The organism is Parabacteroides caecihominis (assembly GCF_023656785.1).
Lineage (GTDB): Bacteria > Bacteroidota > Bacteroidia > Bacteroidales > Tannerellaceae > Parabacteroides > Parabacteroides segnis.
Map to the genome: position 1 here is coordinate 187,285 of NZ_JAMOKS010000011.1, position 19,647 is coordinate 206,931.

A 19,647-nucleotide genomic window follows, 5' to 3' on the forward strand; every position below is an offset into this window, starting at 1 on the left:
AGATGAAGTTATATTTTCATATTTTTATTGTATTCTGTTTTCTGTTATCAGGATGTAACGGAAAACAGAATACTGTTATTAAAGAAGTTGTATCTTCCGACTCCATCCGCTATGCCCGTGGTTTCACCATACAGCACTTCACTGATTATACATCGGTAGAAGTCCGCGACCCTTGGGATAGTACCCGTATCCTGCAACGTTATCTGTTGGTGGACCGCAGTACGTCAATGCCCGGTGATTTGCCTAAGGGGACGGTTGTGCGGACACCGGTGAAGAATATCGTGGTTTATACCTCCGTTCATGCGGCTATTATCGACCAGCTGAATGAAGCGGATAAGGTGATCGGCGTATGTGAACCCCGGTATATGGATACGCCTTCCATTCAGGAAGGTTTGCGTGCCGGAAAGATTGCCGACCTGGGAGAGGCGACGGCGCCGAATATCGAAAAGATTATAGATATAGGGGCAGAGATCATTATAGCTTCTCCTTTTCAGAATGCAGGATACGGACCTGCCGAGAAACTGGGTATTCCTATCATTGAGGCCGCCGATTACATGGAGTCGTTGCCGTTGGGGCGGACTGAATGGATACGTTTCTATGGCTTGTTATTCGGTAAGGAAGCAATGGCAGATTCAATCTTCCGGGAAACGGAAGACCGTTATCTGGAACTGAAAGAGCTGGCAAAGACAGTCACTAACCGTCCGACCGTCATTTCTGAAAAGAAATTCGGTTCTTCCTGGTATATGCCGGCAGGCGATAGCTATATTGCCCATCTGTATAAAGATGCCGGAGCAGATTATATCTTCAAAGACCTTCCCGGAGCGGGCAGTACCCCTTTGGCTTTTGAAACCGTACTCGACAAGGCGATCCATGCCGATATGTGGCTGATCAAATATAATCAGGCAAACGACATGACCTACAAAGACCTTCGTACCGAGTATACGCCCTATGAAAACTTTGATGCCTTTAAGAACCGCCGGATTTATACCTGTAATACGGGAATAGTACCCTATTATGAGGAATTTCCGATACATCCCGATTACCTCCTGAAAGACCTTGTATGGGTATTCCATCCGGAGTTATTGCCAGGTTATACGCCTCGGTATTATCGGAAGATGGAGTAATCCTACTAATTATTAAGACTAACCTATGGACTAACTAATTCAAAGGTTACGACTTAGTGTTTTCAGGGTGTACACCGTAGTTGATTATGGTGTACAGGATAGCTAGCCAGGGTGTACAGGGTGATAGACTACCCTGTACACCCTGGTAGTAGTGAGTAAGGACTTTCGTTCTAGTGAGTAAGGAGTTTCGACTTAATAAGTGGTAGTCTTCCTTTTAGTCGGAGGGAGGGGAGTGAATAGTAAAACAAAATCCCCGGCATCAGGAGTCTGACCCGGGGATTTTCTGTAGTTTGGCATTTGAATTATAGGGAGTTGTTATTTTGGTCCGTTATGCGTAACCGTTCAGCATTCCGTAGAAATACATCGGTTTCAACATGTAAACTTTCAGTAACCAGGCCGCCCATTGTTCCTTCGATGTGTCCAGCATGCTGAACGGGAACGAGTGAAGCGGCTTTTTATCATAGTCGAACTCGCACAATAGTACGTGTCCATAGTCTGTTACGATCGGGCAGGCAGCATATCCGTTGTATTTTTCAACAGGTTCTTTGCCTTCCATCAACGAGATCAGGTTTTTGGCAGCGATCGGTACCTGCATGCGTACTGCCGCAGATGTTTTACTGGTTGGTATCCCGGCAACATCTCCCAGGGAGACGATGTTCGGATAAGTTTTGTGAACCAGTGTCGCTTTATCAACCATCACCCAGGCATCGGCAGCCAGCTTGCCTTCCGTCCATCCCAGACCAGCTTCGCGAACGAAATCGGGAGCCGACATAGGCGGAGTGAAATGAAGGAAATCGTAATCTTCCACGAATGGAGTATATACTTTCTCTTCTCCGACTGTTTCAACCTTTTCAAAATGTACCTGTTTGGCTGCCGTATCGACACCTTTCACGCGAACGTTGAGATTGATGGGAATATTACGTTCCTTGTAAATCTCCAGCAGGCGGGGCGTGTAAAACGGAATATCGTACAGCTCTTTCGCTGCCGTGAAGTAATCCAGTTTCAAATTGTCCCGTGTGCCTTGTTTGCGGCTGTAATCTTCTGTCAGCAAACAAATCTTTTTCGGTGCTCCGCCACATTTATGCTTTGTGTATGTATCTGTGTAGATACCACGACCGCCTGTCTTTGCGAATTCCTGAAGCGCTTTCCAGGTTTTTTGTGCACCTTCGTAATCATATATACAGTGAGCATTTCCTGCTCCTAATGTATCGTGTGTAATCCCTTCCACCTTTTCCCAGTTAATCTGTATGCCTGGTGTCAGGACCAAAAAGTCGTAAGCGACTTTTCCATTGTTGTTCGTTGTTACCAGGTTCATGACCGGGTCAACGGCGGCAACAGAATCTTTAATCCATTTTACGCCATCGGGAATGCAGTCTTCCTGCTTCTTCCATACTTCGTCCGGTTTATAAACACCGGAGGCAATCAATGTAAAGCCGGGTTGGTAGAACTGTCGGTCGCTGGGGTCTATCAATGTAATGTCCGGACTATCCAACCAGTGCATCAAACGTGCAGCCATACTAATTCCGGCAGCACCTCCACCGATTATCAGGATTTTTCCTTTTGCATTACTAGAGAATGCGTGAGCTTTTTGTGTACCTACAGCAGTTATAACTCCTGCTGCCGTTAATATTTTGAGGAAATGGCGGCGACTGATACCCTGCCTTTCCAACTCTTCCAGTTGTTCTTCCAGATCGTGCTTCATCATGTCTATAGAAATTAAGATTCAATTGCACTGGCAAAGGAAGCACATTTGGAAACATAACGATTAAAAAGTACTACTACACTACTTGCGCAAATGTTTTGTGTGAGAGGAAATACTACATCAAGACTTTCTCATACCTACTACATCGGTATGTAATTGATTGTATAATAATGGTTTGGCGAAATACTGATTCTAGAAAATACTTTTTAGAAATTCATGAGGAAATCAATGAGATTCGTGTCGCTGTCGAGTGACAGACGCTTCCTTAACCGGTACCGTCGTAATTCTATCGCACGGACTGATACGTTTAACAGTGATGCGATTTCTTTGGTGGAAAGATTCATGCGGAGCAGGCAACAGATACGTAAGTCGCCGGTGGTAATGTCGGAGTATTGTTGGCGTAACCGGTCAATGAAATTCTGATGGGCACTGTTGAAATGCGTCTCAAACAACAGCCAGTCCGCTTGGTCGTTCAACGATTCTTCCATCAGGTTTTTCATCCGGGTATACAGTTTGTTCGGATACCGGTCGCCTAATGTCTCTTTCTGCTGCTCCAGTTCGTCAAGCAGTTTCTGTACCGCCTGGTTCCTTTTAACCAGGGCGGAGGTCTGTAAGGTCAGTTCGTTATTCTTGTTTTGCAGCTCGGCTTCCAGCATCCGGCTTTTCATCTGCTGGATTTTCTGTTCTTCCGCCTGCCTTTTTGCATCCAGCTTGCTTTTTTCTTCCCGTTGCAGGTTTTTCAGATGGTAGCTGAGTGTGTATTTGCCTATTACGGCGATAGCGATGATATAGATCAGCCATGCCCATATCGTGTTGTACCAGGCCGGGCGGACGGTGATCGGAATGGCGATTTCAAGGTACGGCCCTTTTACTACATATTTGCGGATCTTGAGTACATATTTGCCTTCCGGAAGTTGCAGGAAAGAGATCTCCCCGCCTTTTTGCCAGGGCGACCAGTTTGAAGAAACACCTTCTATCATATAACTGATCTGATGGTTCGGGGTAAAGATCGTACTTCCTACATAAACGGAAAGTTCCTGGAAATTATGGGGGAGGGTGATCTTTTCCGAATTGACCGGCAGGTTGTGTACGCCATGTTTGTCGATATACTTTATTTCGGATATTTGCAGGGGCGTGGCAGGGCCGAGGCTTCCCTCTATCAGGTCGCGTATATTGACCAGCAAGGCTCCCTGCATGGCCGAGATCAGGTGAAGCGTGTCATTCAAAGGATATATCCTCCGGTCTCTGCTCACCATATTCATATTGTAGTTATTGAGCAGAATGCGGCATTTCAGTGTCCCTTTCCCGTTATCGTTATGGAACAGGCCGGCTTCGTTTTTGACACAAAGCCAATAGGTGTTATCGCCGATAGGATAGATCTGTTCTGCATGGGCAAACTCACCCAATGATTCGGTGTCGTAGAATACATTGCTGACACGGAGCGAGTCGTACACACTGTTCTGTGGCAGGAGGTGGAATGTCTCTTTCTTTATATCGACCGGTTCAAAATGATCTCCGGCGTCTAATGTCCTTTTGAAATATCCGATATTTGTCTGGATATATAATGTGTCGTTGAAGAGCGTAGCATTTTTCAGTTTTCCTATCTGGCTTCGTTTCCCCAGCAAAATGATCGAGGGGTCGAAAGTGATCTGTGAGATGCCATTGTCGAAAGCCAGCCATATCTGTTGCGCATCCTGGATGCAGATGGCGCGCACGATATTGTCGGGTAATGACTGGTCGTGGGTTGACAGGTGGCGCAGGATAGTCCCTTCCGGGCTTGTTATATATAATCCGTTGTTGGTGGTGCCGATGAAATACAGGTCGTTTATAGTTGTAAAGACAGAGGGTTGTGCATGCAGTATCTCGTCGGGCAGGATGAACGGGATAGAAGCGGGCGGTTCTTTAAACTTGACTTCTGCCGGTATCGTGGAGAGTTTATGGTAACGCATAACTCCTAAATGGTCGAGGGTCCATCCTCCGAAAGAACCTTCGCTGATGGTATAGATCGTGTCGTTGAGGAATGTAACGCCGTTTATAACCGATTTATCGGGTGTCTCATAATGCTTCCAGGTGTTTCCGTCAAATGTGAGCAGTCCGGAATTATTGGCTACATAGAGCACGCCGTCGGAGGCTACCGACAGTCCCCAGTTCTGACAACTGGCTTTATAATCATCTACCGAGAAGTTTTTTACGAATAAATTAGGGACGACTACCGATGCATGCGCGACCAGGAATGTCAGCATGAATGTCAGGAACAATAACGGCAGTCTGTACATGGGCATGATTTAAAATTAAACAGGTAGAGACAAGGTAATACCCTGTCTCTACGTATTATGGTTACAAATATAATAAAAATATTTGCTTATTTGTAATCTTGCCAGTCTTTGATCTGGATATCTTTTACATCCATCGTGCAGAATGCTTCGATAAATGCACTAGCCAGACGAGCGTTGGTGATCAATGGTATGTTATGGTCGATCGCAGCACGGCGGATCTTGTAACCGTTGGTCAGCTCGCGTTTGCTATGGTCTTTCGGGATGTTTACAACCAGTTCGAATACGTGGTTGCTGAACATATCCATGATATTCAGGTCGCCCTGTTCATCCGGCCAGCATACGGCAGTCGCTTCGATTCCATTCTCGTTCAGGAACTTGGCGGTTCCGGCAGTACCATAGATCTTGTATCCCTTTGTGCTCAGCAGGCGGCAGGGTTCCAGCAAATCTACTTTGCTCTTGGCTGCTCCCGAAGAAACCAGGATATTCTTTTTAGGAATGTTGTTACCAACAGCGATCATGGCAGACAGCAATGCTTCGTTGAAGTCGTCGCCGATACAACCTACTTCACCGGTCGAGCTCATATCCACACCCAGTACAGGGTCGGCTTTATGCAGACGGGCGAATGAGAACTGAGATGCTTTTACACCGATCCAGTCGATATCGAAAGCGCTCTTGTCCGGTTTTGTATAAGGAGCATCCAACATGATGCGTGTAGCCGTTTCGATGAAGTTGCGTTTCAGCACTTTGGATACGAACGGGAAGCTACGTGATGCACGCAGATTACATTCGATTACCTTCACGTCGTTGTTCTTAGCCAGGAACTGGATATTGAACGGACCGCTGATGTTTAGCTCTTTGGCGATCATCTTACTCACCTTCTTGATGCGGCGTGCTGTTTCGAAATAGATTTTCTGAGCCGGGAATACCAGTGTAGCGTCACCTGAGTGAACACCGGCAAACTCGATATGTTCGGATATTGCATATTCAACCACTTCGCCGTTCATGGCTACAGCGTCGAATTCAACTTCTTTCGCTCCTTGCAGGAATTCGGATACGACAACCGGATATTCTTTGGATACCTTGGCGGCCAGATCCAGGAATTCGATCATCTGTTCCTTGTTGTGGCAAACGTTCATCGCAGCCCCTGAAAGTACATATGACGGACGGATCAGGATCGGGAATCCTACCTTTTCGATAAATCCATCGATCTCTTCCATACTGGTCAACTCTGCCCAACGTGGCTGGTCGATGCCCAGTGTATCCAGCATCGCGGAGAATTTGTGACGGTTTTCAGCGCGGTCGATCGACAGCGGAGAAGTACCCAGCACCGGAACATTCTGGCGATACAGCTTCATTGCCAGGTTGTTCGGAATCTGACCTCCCACGGATACGATTACACCCTTCGGCATTTCCAGGTCCATCACATCGAGTACACGTTCGAAAGAAAGTTCGTCGAAGTACAGACGGTCGCACATATCGTAGTCGGTAGAAACCGTTTCCGGGTTATAGTTGATCATGATCGACTTGTAACCCAACTTACGGGCTGTCTGGGCTGCATTGACCGAACACCAGTCGAACTCTACGGAAGAACCGATACGGTAAGCACCTGAACCCAGGATAACTACGCTCTTGTCGTTCTTGTAGTAAGGAATATCATGTTCGCTGCCATCGTATGTCATGTACAGGTAGTTCGTCAGTTCCGGATGTTCGGAAGCGATCGTGTTGATACGTTTTACGCTTGGCAGAACGCCCATTTTCTTACGCAGGTTACGTACACGGATGTTTTCTTTTTCCATGTTTCCTTCCGGATTCTCAACGTAACGGGCGATCTGGAAGTCAGAGAAACCTAAGCGTTTAGCTTCCTTCATCACTTCTTCGGGCAGATCTTCGATCTTATTGTATTGAGACAATACTTTCGCATAGTCTACGATATTTTTCAAACCGTTCAGGAACCACGGAGTGATCTTTGACAGTTCGTGGATGCGCTCTACGGTATACCCTTCTTCCAGCGCTTTTGCTACGGCGAAGATACGCAGGTCGGTCGGGTTAGCCAAGGCGTCGTCCAGGTTGTCGAATTCCAGGTCGTTGTTTCCTACGAAACCGTGCATGCCCTGTCCGATCATACGCAGACCTTTCTGCATGATCTCTTCGAAGCTCTTACCGATCGACATGATTTCGCCGACAGACTTCATGCTTGAACCGATCAGGCGGCTTACGCCAACGAACTTAGTCAAGTCCCAACGCGGGATTTTAACGATCATATAATCTACTTCCGGAGCTTTGTATGCCGAGTTCGGAGTACCCATTTCACCGATTTCATCCAAACCATAACCCAATGCCAGTTTAGCGGCAACGAAAGCCAGAGGATAGCCGCTTGCTTTGGATGCCAGTGCGGAAGAACGGCTCAGACGAGCGTTCACTTCGATCACACGATAGTCGAAAGTATCCGAGTTGAATGCGTACTGGATGTTACATTCGCCTACGATACCCAGGTGGCGGATTGTCTTGGTAGACAGTTCTTTCAGCAGATCCAGTTCCTTGTCGGTCAGTGAGCAGGTTGGAGCAACCACAATACTTTCACCGGTATGTACACCCAGCGGGTCGACGTTTTCCATGCTTACAACCGTGAAGCAATGGTCGTTTTTATCGCGGATTACTTCGAATTCAATTTCTTTCCAGCCTTTCAACGATTCTTCCACCAGGATCTGTGAAGAATAAGCGAAAGCGCTTTCTGCCAGTGTACGCAGTTCTGCTTCATCCTTGCAGATACCACTACCCATACCGCCCAGTGCATAGGCAGAACGGATCATTACCGGGAAACCGATCTTGTAAGCAGCTTTCACTGCATCTTCCATCGTTTCAACGGCCTGGCTGATCGGAGTTTTTACGTCGATTTCATTCAGTTTCTTTACAAACAGGTCGCGGTCTTCTGTGTACATGATAGCTTCAACAGAAGTTCCCAGTACCTTTACGCCATATTTGGCAAGTGTGCCGCTGGTGTATAACTGAGTACCGCAGTTCAGGGCAGTCTGGCCACCAAAAGCCAGCAGGATTCCGTCCGGTTGTTCTTTTTTGATTACTTCTTCAACAAAATACGGAGTGATAGGCAGGAAGTACACCTTGTCTGCTACCCCTTCCGATGTTTGTATAGTTGCAATGTTCGGATTCAGCAAAACGGTACTGATACCTTCTTCTTTCAGTGCCTTCAATGCTTGTGAACCGGAATAGTCAAACTCTCCGGCCTGTCCGATCTTCAGGGCACCCGAGCCCAGAACAATCACCTTTTTGATTCCAATCTTCGACATAGTAATTGGGTTGTTTTGTTTATTAATATTTTATAGAATGTTATATCTCATCAAATCGCCACTTGCGGGACACAAAAAAAATGCGTTAGTAAAAATAACCAACGCATCTTATATAAAGAAATTATTATCCCGTAAATTAAAGAAATGAGCTTCGATATCCGGCGTTGAACCGGAAATAAACATCGGATTACATTTATGTATCTTATTCGTCATGAAACTCTTCCTTCCAAAATTTCGGCAAAGATAGGGGATATAATTTAATTGTGCAATAAAAATAGAGGGATTGTTCTATTTACTGTTTGCCATTTGTTGTAAAAGAAGTTGATAGACTTCCTCTTTCATCTGCCTGACGGGCCTGAAGCAGGTGTCCGGCTGTTTGGTCAACACGGAATGGGCGGCTAGCCTGAGCTTGTCCGGGTGGTAGTAGTTTGTTTCCGCATATAATTTTGTCAGCAGGTAATAGGTGTCTATCTGTTCCGGGAGAATGTAGAGGCATTGCAACAGATATTTCTCTGCCTGCCTGTAAAGTCCGAGTTGCTGATGGCTTTCCGCAAGGATATAATAGAACTCCGGATTGGCAGTCAGCCGGATGGCCCGGTAACTCCAGATGATGGCATTCGAATACTGTCCGGATTGTTGCAAGCACCGGGCGCCTTCCAGCAGGAACTCGGTCCGGTGGGAGAGGCGCGGGTACAGGCTCATATATCCTTGTGCGGCAACCTTCTGTTCCTCCTTTTCTACCAGGATCCGCAAAGTCTTCCATTCTTTGTACGGCTCGTAATAACTCCGCTGTCCGAAAAACAGGATACAGGCGACCAATGCAGCGAATGTTCCGATGTAAGGGAAACTTTTCACGGACGGTTTCTGTTGTTTTTCCGTCCGGGTGACACACATTGCCGAGAAGAAGATAAGCAGAACCCAGAATGACGGTAGTTGCAACGGATAGGAATACATGGAGAAGAAAAGTAACGAAAGGATACCTCCCGTTGCCCCGACCTGTTTGTTTTTCAGCCCGTAATAGAGGCAGAAAGCGATCCATAACGCGAAAAGAAGCAGTCCGGCGATACCGAATTCGAGTCCTATCTGCAAATAATCGTTGAAGGCGAAAGGGGGACAGGTCGCAGCCATCCGTTCCGTATCGGAGGCTTTCGTCGACGCGAGATAGTCGGCTTGTGTCTGGGCGAATGATACGGGGAAACCTCCCAGACCGGTGCCGGTGACAGGCTTGTTCAGTATGGCCTGGGTCGTTACGTTCCACATCAGCATCCGGTTGGCGGATTTCTCGGTACTGAAAACACTGCCCAATGTCGGAAGTCCGGAAATAACGATAAATAAGACAATACAGCTGACAATCACTGTCTTATTATGCTTTATAACCCTTTTCTTCAATAACTGCCACCCTGATTTCCGGAGATAGAAGACCCAGCAGCATGAGATTCCGGCTGCCAGCCACGCCGAATGGCTTTTCCCGCCGGGAAGCCCTATCAGGATGAGTATGATCGTGAATGCCGACAGGTAGAATAGCATCGTCCTTGTTTCCCACCAGGCGAGTTTGTCGCAATCGCGGAACCGTAAAGCCAGGTTCAGGCATACGGGAAGTACGATTGCCAGGTATCCTGAGAAAGGACCGGAGCTGAAAATAAGTCCGTCACCTTTGAGCAGCGGATGGTTTGTCGATGGTCCCCCGTACAGTTGCCCCATTCCCCAGGCCGCTTCAAAGATACCTGTACATATAATAATGGACAGGAAGAAAAGCCTGAGTTCCGGGTGGGCTTGCAGCGTGGCTCGCAGCATAAACCATAAGGTCGTAATTTGTCCGGCGAAAAGAAGTCTTTCAGGTTCCGGGTCCAACTCATAGTTGTAAGTCAGCAGGGCCAGACCGGCAAAAAGTAATAAAAGTCCGTCGGGTAATGAGAAGGTAAAATTGCTTTTTTTTCACTGTGGCTTCCATAAACAATACACTGAATGCAAGTAATAAAATAGAGAAATGAAACCAGAATACTTTACCTGTGATGGTTCCTTCAGCAATTTCGGGGTTTGCAGCAAATACAATGCACAAAAGTAACGCTCCGCTCGTAGAGAGGGATAATAGTCGTAGATACTTAAATAAAACTTTCATCTTTAAATTATTTTTAGGGTGATATCGGACTTTCAACTTCTGCAACTTTTCTGCTCCTGGATAAAACATTTAAGACGTAAGAAGGGTTTGGATAATTAACAAATCGTCCAAGAATATCACAAAATTAGGAAAGAAAAACAGTTATTGGCGGTTAAGTATTAACAAGATGATTATTTCTTCAAAGTAAAAATAGGCAGGTATATGAAGATACCGAGGATCGACATGGTCAATCCGCCGATGGTCCCGGCTGCCAGCGGAAACCAGAACGCTTCTTTATCGGGACCTAACATGAACGGAATAAATCCGAGTATGGTAGAGATCACGGTCAGGAAGATCGGTGTGATCTTGGCATTCCATGCTTTCAGGTAAAGGCGCCAGGCAGGCATTTTGGGCCTGGCTTCACGAAGTTGGTTATATTCGTTTAATATATAGATACTTGCATTTACCGTGATACCGCATAACAGGACAAACGACGCAAATCCTCCCTGGTCGAAATTCAGCTTGAACCAGTAGAATGTCAGGAACACCCCGATATAGGAGATAGGGATGACAAAGATAACAGCCAGCGGTTGTTTCAGCGAATTGAACAGAATACTGGTCGTAAAGAAAATAATGGCAATGATCAGCAGCAATAACAGATACTGCTTATTGTCTTTGGTGTTCCAACTCCAGTAATTACTATCCGATTTGGCAGTGTATCCCATCGGTAACGACGCGTTGAATCCTTTCAGTTCACGTTCTTGTATCTTGCTCCCCTGATTGGATGCGCCGATATATTCATATTGAAGGCACAGGCGGTATTGCTGGTTTACCTTGGCTACTTTCTGCGGCATCTGTCCTTTTTCGACGGTGGCCAGTTCCGACAGTTTATAAGGTTTGCCCTTAATGCTCTGGGGGACGTATTGCATGCTCCAGACATCATAATCTTTTGACTGGCGCGAACTTAGTTTCAGCTTTTCCGTTTCATTGTCGACAACGATCGTACCGCTGTAGATATCTTTCCCGAATACCGGGTTGATGGAGGCGAACAGTTCGATCGGCAGGATATTTTCCTGTGCCATCCGTGCCTTGTCCAGGTTGAAATAGAATTCCTGATAATCGTCTTTCCACCAGGAGAATTCGGAGTTGATCAGTACTTCCTTGATACGGCGGTAGGTAAGCAGTCTTGCTTTTAGCTGTTCCGCCCATTCATATAATTCGTCATAGTTATAGCCGAACATTTCAATACGGAACGAACCTGCTCCTTCCCGTACGTCGTTGCTGAAGCCCTGGTCCTGGAGCCCGTACACACCCCAGCTGCCGCCGCCCAGTTCCAGCGCCTTGCTGATAATCTTGCTTTTCAGCGTATAAGGGAACCCGCTTCGCTCTGCCGCTTTGGTGAAATAAATGCGTATGCCCGCCTGCCGCGCACTGTAAATGTTCGTCTGGAACTGGCGTATGTCCTTGAATGTGCTGAGGTAAGCTTCCATGCGTCCCATCAACTGATTCATCTGTTCCAGTGTAGTCCCGTTGGGAAGTGAGGCGGTGACCGACAGGACCGTTTCGTCGTTGCGGGTAAAATAACTGCCTTCATACACTTTCTGCACAAACAGGCGCAAGGTTCCTCCCAGCGCTTTGTCCACTATCGGCTTGACTTTCTCCTTATAGGTCTCGCTTGAGACAATCTTGTTATATTTTTCAATGAGCAGCGAGTCTGTAGCCGTATATACCTTGTCCTTATCATCCATTTCTATTTTTTCGGGGAGCAGGAAGACCGGCAATCCGAAAGCCAGTACTAACAGGAAACATGCCGTCTTTTTCCATCGGCAAAGGAAGCTGATCTGTGCATGGTAATATCTGTTGAAATAGACCGGGAACCGTTTTAAAAATCTGTTCCCCCACCTTCTGATCCGCGGAAACCAGGAGGTTTTTGGTTTCAGGGAGAGCTGCGCTTTCCGAGCAGCGCTTTTCTTTTGTCCCAGTCCTAGTTTCTCTATCAGGGCAGGAACGAAGAACAGGGCGATCGCCAGCGACACAGCCAGGTTGATGATTACGACAGCTGCAAAATCCTGTAGGTTCAACCGTATTTTTTCATCGAGGAAGAATATGATCACCAGCGCCCCGATAGTCGTCAGCGTTGCCGTCAGGATGGAAAGGAAGGCTTTGCGGTTATGGCGGTTGCGTATATGATCGGTCATCACGATTGTATTGTCGATCACCAGGCTTAACGATATGGTAACTCCCGCCAGCGAGTAAAGCTGCATTTCCAGTTTTGCCAGATAGAAAAAGATAACGGCAATACACAGGTTTACGCTCAGGCTGACCACGATCAGGAACAGATAGCGCACATTCCGGGTGATCAGCAGGACGAACAATAAAAGGATCAGGATCGTAAGTCCCGTACGTACATATATCTTATCCAGTTCATTCTGGATAAACTCGGTCGCGTCATAACTGGTATGTACCTCATATCCCTGTGGTAATAACCGGCGGATATGTTCCATCTCCTCTTTCACCTGTTTGGCGAGTTCCAGCTGGTTGGCTGTCTCTTCCGCACGGATGGAGAGATAGATCGAGTTCAGTCCGTTGATACGATAATAGCTTTGGGGAGCCTCTTCCTGGCGGGTGACTTTCAGCAACTGGTCCAGGCGTATCAGCTTCCCTTCTTTACTGGTAACGGTTATGTGGGAAGCCTCGAAACCATCCCGTACATCTTCCGGTATCAGGGCGAGACGAATCCATTCCTCCTGTTCGTTCGTATTGACATTTCCGGTTCCCAGGAATTCTTTGTTATAGTATTGGGCGATCGCATTCTGTATGTCATTGGTGGTAATACCGAGCGACACGAGTTGCCGGCTGTCATACTCCAGCCGCCATTCCATCGGCGTGGCCCCGCGTACATCGATCCGGTAAATACCCGGGATACCGGCGAGGCGTGGCTTGATCTGGTCCTCCGCAAACCGTTGGATAAAGATCGGAGTAGCTGCCGCATTCAGCGTATAGGTCATGAACGGGCCGGATTCCTTGTCGTCCGGTCGGCTCATCTCCAGTATCGGATAGCTTAATCCGTCGGGCAGGCTGGGCCATGTCTGGCGTACGATCGTGGATGCCTCGAAACGGGCGGCATCGATATTGGTATGTTTGTCAAGTTCCAGTGTCACATATCCCCAGCCGTTTCCGGAGGTGGAGTTAATCTCCTTGATCCCCTTGATACGTGCCAGCATCGATTCCAGCCGCGAAGTGACCTCCATCTCGATTACACGTGCCGAGTTGCCGGGCATATTATAGCTGACGGTCAGCCGGGGCAATGTGCGCGAGGGAGACAGCTTGATCGGCAGGAGAGGGATGAAAGCCAGTCCTGTCAGCGCCACACAAAGGAAGGTGACGATGATCGTAAAGGATGATATCTTGGGAGATGTGCTCATTGAATCTGTTACTTATAGTCCGTGCGTAAAATCAAATTCCCGTGCCAGTGATATGCCGGTTTCGAAATCATGCAGCGTCAGTTTCCGTATTTTGAAATAACTCAGCCAGTAATTTTGCAGGGCGGAGATATAGTTGCGCTGTGCCTCCTGCTGGCGGTTCAGCGATAAGGTCAGGCTGTTGATGTCCGCCTTCCCGATCATAAACCGTTGTTTTGTCTCACTGTAAGCCATAACAGCCAGGTCGAGCGCCTCTTCTGCGCTTGAGATTAGGTTTTGCTGGATATTGAAGTCACCGACAGTCATGATCACATCTTCCTCTACCGTCAGTTCCTCCTGGCGGGCGGAAATCTGTGTCACATTCAGATTATTCTTGGCAATGTTATGTTTCCCTTTTCGTACACCCCAGTCGACGAGAGGGATAGATACGGAAACGGATACCATATCTTGTTGCAGCGGGTCACGGTATGCGTCACTCAGTTTGGTCGCAACCTGGTTGAATCCTATGCTGGCGTTGATGGAGGCATTGAACATGGCCTCTTTTTTTGTCTTATCCACTTGCTGTTCGGCTTCTAGTACCTGTTGTTTGGTGTCAAGGAACTTCGGGTTGTTTTCGCGGGCAAGTGTCAAAGCTTCGTCAACAGAAATCTGCATATCTTTCGGACGCCCCGGCAGGTTTAGTCGTATTTCCGTGTTTTTGTCGAAGTTGAGGAAAGAGGCGAGACTGAACATCGCTCTTTTCAGGGATATTTCCGCGTTTTGTAATGTATTGCGTGCGTTGACGGCATCCAGTTTCAATGTCAGCAGCTCTGCTTTGTTGATAGATGCAATCTTATGTCGCTCCTGTCCGGTCTGGTATAAGGTATCGGTTGACGCTACATTTTCTTTAGCCAGATCATATTCCGCCTGTGCCATGGCCAGGGCAAAGAAGTAGGAGGTAGCCTGTTCACTGATATTTTCAATATTGTACAGTAATTCTTTTTTTGCTTTCTCATATTTGAGCGGCTCGATTTTCCGTTCCCACCGGAAGGGGTTATATCCTAACAGACTTTGGTTATAACCGATTCGGATCGGCACGGTTGTAAACTGGTTATAAGCATTATCCCCGAAATTACGCATATACCCTAAATCCGAATCCAGATAGAAAGTACCTCCCAACAAGTCGAAATTCTGTTTGATGGCGAGGCCGCCCTCTGCGTAATAAGACTGTTGTTTTCTGTAAACATCGATATCATTCTCGGAATCATATCGTCGTGTGATATCGCGATAATACTGTGCCGGAGTCAGGTTCAGTGTCAGGCTTGGCAATCGTCCCGCCTTGAATGTCCTGTATTGCCAGTATCCGGCCAAAAACATATTCTTTGTCCTGAATGCCTCCAGCGAACTATCCCCCGCCAATGCAATCGTCCGCTCCAGCGACAGCGTGAGCGGCTGGGCATTCAGATAGACTGAGGTAAATAACAGGAACGATAATAATATTTTACATATCTTCATAACGGCATTATATATAATTCGTTAAACTTCAGTTTGTTTTTCAGGGATCACTGCATTCGGGTCGTGTTTGCGGTAGATGAACCAGTAGACCAGCGGGATGATGAACAGGCTGACGGCTGTACCGATGAACATGGCTGAGATCATGGCGATGGAAAGGGGTTTTTGTAACTCGCTACCCATGTCGAATGAGAACAGCAACGGGACCATACCGAAGATGGTGGTCAGCGAAGTCATGATGATCGGGCGCAGACGGCGGCGGCCGGCTTCGTGGATCGCTTCCATCAACGGAACACCTTCCTTACGTAATTCATTGATCGCATCCAGTTTCAGGATGGAGTCGTTTATAATGATACCGCAGGTCACCACGATACCGATGGCACTCATCAGGTTCATCGTATGTCCGCAAATCCAGAGTACCAGCAGTGATGCTGCCACGTCGATCGGAATCTCGATCAGTACGATCAGCGGTTGCAGGAAGCTCTCGAACTGGGCTGCCAGGATGAAATACATCAGCAGGATAGAGATCAGCAGGATCACCACCAACTCATTCAACATCTGTTTGTTGGAGAAGAAACTACCTGAGAAATCGATCTCCCAGTTCTGTTCGCCCATCTTCTTCACCTCTTCCATCAACGGTTCCGCCTTCTTGACATCATAGAAGCTGAACGGGATATATTCGCCGTTCTTACCGGCCGTAACCGTTTTCAGGTCTTCTCCTTGCGTCACCTTAACCAGTGACTGCAACGGGATGTACTGGCTTTTTCCCTCTTTGTCGGCCTGCGTCCGGACCAGTGTCTGCTGTAAGACTTCGTTCACCGTCTTACCGTCGCCGGCCAGGGCAATCGGCAGATATTGCTGGTAGGAACGGAGAGTCGCCACCTCATTTTCTTTGAAAGCCGTTTTTAGCAGGCGGTATACCTCATTGTAATTTACATTATAAAGCAGTAACTTCTGCCTGTCGACCGATATATTCAGCTGGTTATCGAAGGCGACTCCCACCGGTGCAATACCGGTAGATGCCCTCATCTGCGACTCCAGTTTGTGCAATGCCTGAGCCTCCGGAGCTTCCGCTTTGTTGCGGGCATAAAATTCTGCGACCACGTCAGCTTCTCCCGTCACGAATAACTTTTCGAACACCGTGATCGGCGGAGAGAAGGAGAATACAGCCTGCGGATAATTAGTATCCAGCCATTGCGTGATCTTTGCCTGTAGGGGAGAGATGGCAGATGATTTTTCTGTCTTGAAATATAATTCAGCTTCCGAAGAAGACAGTTCCCGGTCGCGGTTCAACAGGAATTGCTGTTGACCGACATAGGAGGTATATTCCTGTACATCGCCTGCGATCTGGGCAAACAGTTTGTCCACCCGTTCCCGGTTTTCGTCGATATGGATGTTTTCGTTCCACTCGATATGGGCGATCAGTTCGTTCTGGTCGATCTCAGGCATCCTGCTTTTAGGTACTTCATAAAACAGCAGGGCGCATAACGGCAATGTAACGAAGATAAATATGATATTCGACTTTTTATGACGGAACACGAAATCGACTCCAGCATCGTAGAAGCGGTCCAGCGTATGTTCTTTGATCAGATTGTTGATCCGGAGATTGAATCCCGTATGTTTGATATCGGGAATACTGTAAACCAGCTTGTAGAGTACCGGAAGCAGCATGATACCCGTAAAATAGGAGACCATCAACCCGACCGTCACTGCGAAAGCCTGGTCGTAGAATATAGCCCCTGCAATACCGCTCATGAATACCAGCGGCACAAATACGGCGATTGTCGTCAGAGTGGAACTCAGCATCGGGGTGATCACTTCGCTGGTCCCCTTGTTACAAGCCTCTTCCAGCGTATACCCTTTCGACCGGTACTGCATGATATTCTCCGTCACAATGATCGAACTGTCGATCATCATACCCAGTGCCAGGATCAGTCCGGAAAGGGAAATGATGTTCAGCGACATCTTGAACATATAGAAGAAAAGGAAGCTGATAATCAGACTGACCACCATACTCAGGCCGATCACTGCCGGGCTCTTGATATCCCCCAAAAACAGGATAGCCACTATACATATAAATATAAAGCCGAGCGACAGGTTCTGTTTCAGGTTTGAAATCGTATAATCCAGCAACTCCGTCTGGTTCCGGCTGACACTGAACTCGATATCCGGATAAACCGTTGCGAAATACGCAGTAACTTCCTGCAACGCTTCCTTCATGTTATCCATATTCTCGTCCGCCTGCTTGATCACAGCCAGTGTAACCGCCCGTTTCCCGTTTGAAAGTGAGGCGCCTGTCTCCTTTTCCGGTACCACCGCCACCTTCGCCAGGTCTTTCAGCTGGAAGATACGTTCATTTTTATGGAGATAGATATTTTGTACGTCTTCCGGTGTGCGCAGTAAAGTTGAGAATTTGATGTTGTATTCATAATATCCGTCCCGTACGGTCATGCTTCCCGGCTCGATGTTGTTCGAATTCAGGGCCGATTCCAGGTCATCCAGCGTGATACCGGCCATTTCCAGTGTTTTCATGTCCGGCACGATCTGCAACTGCCGTTTCATCATCCCCGTGATATCCACCATCGCCACTTCCGGCAACTGCTCGATACGCCGTTTGATAACCGATTCGGCAAACTGGCAAAGGTCCAGGAAAGCAGCCTCGCTGTCACCTGTTTTCAGCGTCAGGTTCAGGCAAAAGACCGGTATGTCCGTTGCGCTCGCCTTGATCACCCGCGGACGTTCTATTTCGCGCGGCAGGTAATTCATGGCAGCGTCTATCTTTTCGTTCACCTCGATGAATGCCAGATCCGTGTTAGTCCCGAAGTCAAAACTCAGTCGGATGATGCCGGCACCGTCGCGTGTCTCACTGTGTATATCGCGCAGGGCAGCCACCTGCATCAGCTGTTGCCGGATCGGTTTGACTACCGTATTCTCCAGTTCGCGGGCCGACGTATTCTGTCCGGACACCTGTATGGTGATCTCCGGTATCGCAATATCGGGCAACAACGATACCGGGATGGTAAAGTAAGTCACCAACCCCACGATAAAACAGGCTGTAAAGGCCATCAGTACCGCGATAGGACGTTGTAGTAGGAATTTGACCATAACAAAGTTTTAATTTTCAATTATCGTTACCGGTGCCTCGTGTGCCAGATTGATATTACCGCTGGTAATGACGAAATCATCCTCTTTCAGGCCGTCCCCTTCCGAACTTGTAATCGTGTAGCTGTCTGCATTTTCCAGACCGGTATGTACATATACCCAGCTCGCTTTGGTTCGGGTGCTGTCGAGTTTGAACACCACTTGCTTTCCGGACCGGAGAACGACGGCGCTTTTCGGTACGACCAACTGTTTGCCCAGCGAACGGTGGATGCTGACACGGACGTTCATTCCCTCGAATAACTTCCCTCTGTCCGTTACCGCCGCTTTCACCTGCACCATGCCGTTTTCGTCGACCAGCGGGTTTATTTCGGTGATGCGTCCTTCGGCTTTCGTGTCGTTCAGGGCAAAAGGAGTGACCTCCACCCGGTCGCCGTTCTTGATCAGAGGCAGTTCGCTCTCCAGAACGGTGAACGCTGCTTCCAGGCTACCCGGATCGATGACCGTGCAGAATATATCGGAGGTAGAAGCCGTATTATATTGTTTGGCAAACAGATTGGCAACGATACCGTCGAAAGGAGCCGTCAGTACGGCATTCCGTTCTTCATATTCTGCCAACTGGTATTGGATAAGCGCCTGGTCGTAACCGCTCTTTACCCGGACAAGCTGCATGGTGGCGGGAGGAACTTTGGCCGAGTCTGCCAGCGCATATCCCTGGCCGATCAGCACGTCTTGCAGTTCCAGTTTCGCCCGTTCCAGGGCATCTTTGGAAGTGGCCGTTTTGTTTTTCAGCCGGAAGGTCGACAATTCAGCCAGCTTTTGTCCTTTGCTTACCCGGTCGCCGTTCTTTACATGAATCGTAGCGATCGGTTCGGCCGACTGAAACCGCAGGTCGACATGGCGGCGTGCCGACAATTTGCCGTTACTCACCAGTTCATGGTTGAAGTCGGTAGCCTTTAGTGTCATCACGGTCACCTCGTTGGTTTCGTCCGGTAAAACCGTTTCAACAGTTTCTTCTCCTTCACTGCTGTCTTTTTTGTCACCGGAACAGGCTATCATCCCGGAGAGGAGCAGTATTGCCAGCAAATTGTAGTATTTCATATTCATATAAGCTATGATTCAAATTTTAA

Annotated in this window: 10 protein-coding genes; 1 reads left to right on the forward strand and 9 read right to left on the reverse strand. The window is 47.8% G+C overall.

The window, feature by feature from the left end:
* Positions 1-2 precede the first annotated feature (2 nt).
* Positions 3-1,124 carry an ABC transporter substrate-binding protein gene (locus NBH14_RS11485; protein WP_186958396.1) on the forward strand — a complete coding sequence of 374 codons (1,122 nt, stop codon included), beginning with the start codon at positions 3-5 and terminating at the stop codon, positions 1,122-1,124.
* A 328-nt stretch (positions 1,125-1,452) separates the two neighbouring features.
* Here the strand turns inward: NBH14_RS11485 and NBH14_RS11490 are convergent, their stop codons facing one another.
* The 9 genes from NBH14_RS11490 to NBH14_RS11530 all read right to left on the reverse strand — a co-directional run bounded on the left by NBH14_RS11490 (position 1,453) and on the right by NBH14_RS11530 (position 19,618).
* Positions 1,453-2,829 (reverse strand): NAD(P)/FAD-dependent oxidoreductase, encoded by a 1,377-nt coding sequence (locus tag NBH14_RS11490; RefSeq protein WP_128133882.1) that lies wholly within the window; start codon positions 2,827-2,829, stop codon positions 1,453-1,455.
* Positions 2,830-3,032: 203 nt separating this feature from the next.
* Positions 3,033-5,102 (reverse strand): ligand-binding sensor domain-containing protein, encoded by a 2,070-nt coding sequence (locus NBH14_RS11495; RefSeq protein ID WP_128133883.1) that lies wholly within the window; start codon positions 5,100-5,102, stop codon positions 3,033-3,035.
* Between the two features lie 86 nt (positions 5,103-5,188).
* Positions 5,189-8,407, reverse strand: coding sequence for a carbamoyl-phosphate synthase (glutamine-hydrolyzing) large subunit (carB, locus tag NBH14_RS11500; RefSeq protein WP_128133884.1), 3,219 nt, complete (start codon positions 8,405-8,407; stop codon positions 5,189-5,191).
* 288 nt (positions 8,408-8,695) lie between these two features.
* Complete coding sequence (locus NBH14_RS11505; protein ID WP_233567059.1) at positions 8,696-10,201, reverse strand: O-antigen ligase family protein; 1,506 nt, start codon at positions 10,199-10,201, stop codon at positions 8,696-8,698.
* A 58-nt stretch (positions 10,202-10,259) separates the two neighbouring features.
* Positions 10,260-10,526, reverse strand: coding sequence for a hypothetical protein (locus tag NBH14_RS11510; protein WP_233567061.1), 267 nt, complete (start codon positions 10,524-10,526; stop codon positions 10,260-10,262).
* Between the two features lie 170 nt (positions 10,527-10,696).
* The gene (locus NBH14_RS11515; protein ID WP_128133885.1) at positions 10,697-13,930 is read right to left on the reverse strand and encodes an efflux RND transporter permease subunit; all 3,234 of its coding nucleotides are present in this window, start codon (positions 13,928-13,930) and stop codon (positions 10,697-10,699) included.
* A 12-nt stretch (positions 13,931-13,942) separates the two neighbouring features.
* Entirely contained in the window at positions 13,943-15,421 is a 1,479-nt protein-coding gene (locus NBH14_RS11520; protein ID WP_128133886.1) for a TolC family protein, read from the reverse strand.
* Positions 15,422-15,442: 21 nt separating this feature from the next.
* On the reverse strand, positions 15,443-18,523 hold the full coding sequence (locus tag NBH14_RS11525) for an efflux RND transporter permease subunit (RefSeq protein WP_186958393.1): 3,081 nt from the start codon (positions 18,521-18,523) through the stop codon (positions 15,443-15,445).
* 9 nt (positions 18,524-18,532) lie between these two features.
* Positions 18,533-19,618 (reverse strand): efflux RND transporter periplasmic adaptor subunit, encoded by a 1,086-nt coding sequence (locus tag NBH14_RS11530; RefSeq protein WP_044246119.1) that lies wholly within the window; start codon positions 19,616-19,618, stop codon positions 18,533-18,535.
* Between the last annotated feature and the right edge of the window lie 29 nt (positions 19,619-19,647).